We start from the raw sequence: 1,696 nt of genomic DNA on the forward strand, positions 1-1,696 counted from the left end.
CCACACTGGAGCTCGGGCCCTTGACGAACTCGCCGAGCTCCTTGAGCTTCTCCATTGCGGTCTTGCTGTCGACACCGAGTTCGGATGCGATCTCGTGTACGCGTGGTTTTGCCACTGTTCTCCTTCACGGGTCCTGCCCCGTGAAGGGGCAGGACTCACTGGATGACGGGTCTCATTTCGAGCCGCTCATCAGTTGTCCATAAGCCGTTCAGCCTGTTCTGTCGTGTCCGGGCGCTCGGATGCCGGCGCCGCCGTGAGGCTTTGCAGGTACTCGAGCACCGAGGACGTGTCGGGTTCGCGATCCAGCCGAAGTGCCCGGCGGAATGCCCGGCGCTTGACGGCCAGCTCGTAGGCGTCGACGGTCGGGGTGAGCCACGCTCCCCTGCCCGGCATGACTGCCTTCGGATCCGCCACGACTCGCCCGTCGCCGAGGGCGACGACACGGAGGAGGGAGGATCGGGGCGCGCGACGACGACTGCCGATGCACGTTCTGACGGGTTCCACCTTACTCCTTGCCTCGGACGGACGCGATCCGGCACGCCCGTCCGGGCCACGCCGGCAGCGAAACGCGGCCCACGCGACGCGGACCAGCGCCGCGCGTCGCCGCTACTCGTCGCCGTCGAGGATGCTGTCCGGCTGGATGTCGATCCGTGCGCCGGTGAGCTTCGCGGCGAGACGGGCGTTCTGCCCTTCCTTGCCGATCGCGAGCGAGAGCTGGTAGTCCGGCACGAGCGCACGGACGGCCTTCGTGGACGCGTCGAGCACGAACGCGCTCGTCACCTTGGCCGGCGACAGCGCGCTCGCCACGAACGTCGCCAGGTCGGGCGACCAGTCGACGATGTCGATCTTCTCGGCACCGAGTTCGGTCGTCACGGCACGCACGCGGGCACCGAGTTCACCGATGCAGGCACCCTTCGCGTTGACGCCCGGCTCGTTCGCCTTGACCGCGAGCTTCGTGCGGTGCCCGGACTCACGGGCGAGGGACGTGATCTCGACGACGCCGGAGGCGATCTCCGGGACCTCGAGCGCGAACAGCTTCCGGACGAGTCCGGGGTGCGTGCGCGACACGGTGATCTGCGGGCCCTTGGGGCCACGGCCGACGCTCGTCACGTAGACGCGGATTCGGTTGCCGTGCTTGTACTCCTCGCCCGGGACCTGCTCCTCGGGCGGGAGGATCGCCTCGACGGTGCCGAGGTCGACGTGCACCATCTTCGGGTTCGGCCCCTGCTGGATGACGCCAGCGACGATGTCGCCCTCCTTCCCGCGGAACTGGCCGAGGATCTTGTCGTCGCCGATGTCGCGGAGGCGCTGGTTGATGACCTGCTTCGCCGCGAACGCCGCGATGCGCCCGAAGTCGCTGGGCTGGTCGACGGCCTCGCCGACGACGGTGCCCTCCTCGTCGCGCTCGGGCACGTAGACGGAGACCTCGCCGCTCTTGCGGTCGAGCTCGACCCGGGACTGCGCGTCCGCCGGTTCGCCGTTCTCGGCGGTGTGCTTGTGGTAGGCCGTCAGGATCGCCTGCTCGATGATCTGGACGAGTTCTTCGAACGGGATCTCCCGCTCGCGCTCCATGAGTCGCAGGACTGCGAGATCGATCTTCACCGAGGTGCCTCCGTATTCAGCTGAGTCGCCTCCGCAGTGGAACGTCGCGGAAGTCGGCGACCAGCGTACCCCAGAACGGACGGGAGGCGCGGGG

The 1,696-nt window shown here is 68.3% G+C and carries 3 protein-coding genes; all 3 read right to left on the reverse strand.

Going from position 1 to position 1,696, the window contains the following annotated elements; genetic code table 11:
- Positions 1-115 (reverse strand): translation initiation factor IF-2 N-terminal domain-containing protein (locus ACSW7Y_RS17120; RefSeq protein WP_438127426.1); only part of this gene is annotated, 115 nt, incomplete at its 3' end.
- A gap of 74 nt (positions 116-189) precedes the next feature.
- Positions 190-504: a YlxR family protein gene (locus tag ACSW7Y_RS17125; RefSeq protein ID WP_438127424.1), complete on the reverse strand. Its 315-nt coding sequence runs from the start codon at positions 502-504 to the stop codon at positions 190-192.
- A 102-nt stretch (positions 505-606) separates the two neighbouring features.
- Positions 607-1,602, reverse strand: coding sequence for a transcription termination factor NusA (nusA, locus tag ACSW7Y_RS17130; protein ID WP_438127425.1), 996 nt, complete (start codon positions 1,600-1,602; stop codon positions 607-609).
- Positions 1,603-1,696: the final 94 nt, after the last annotated feature.

It is taken from the genome of Curtobacterium flaccumfaciens (assembly GCF_051548005.1).
Classification (GTDB): domain Bacteria; phylum Actinomycetota; class Actinomycetes; order Actinomycetales; family Microbacteriaceae; genus Curtobacterium.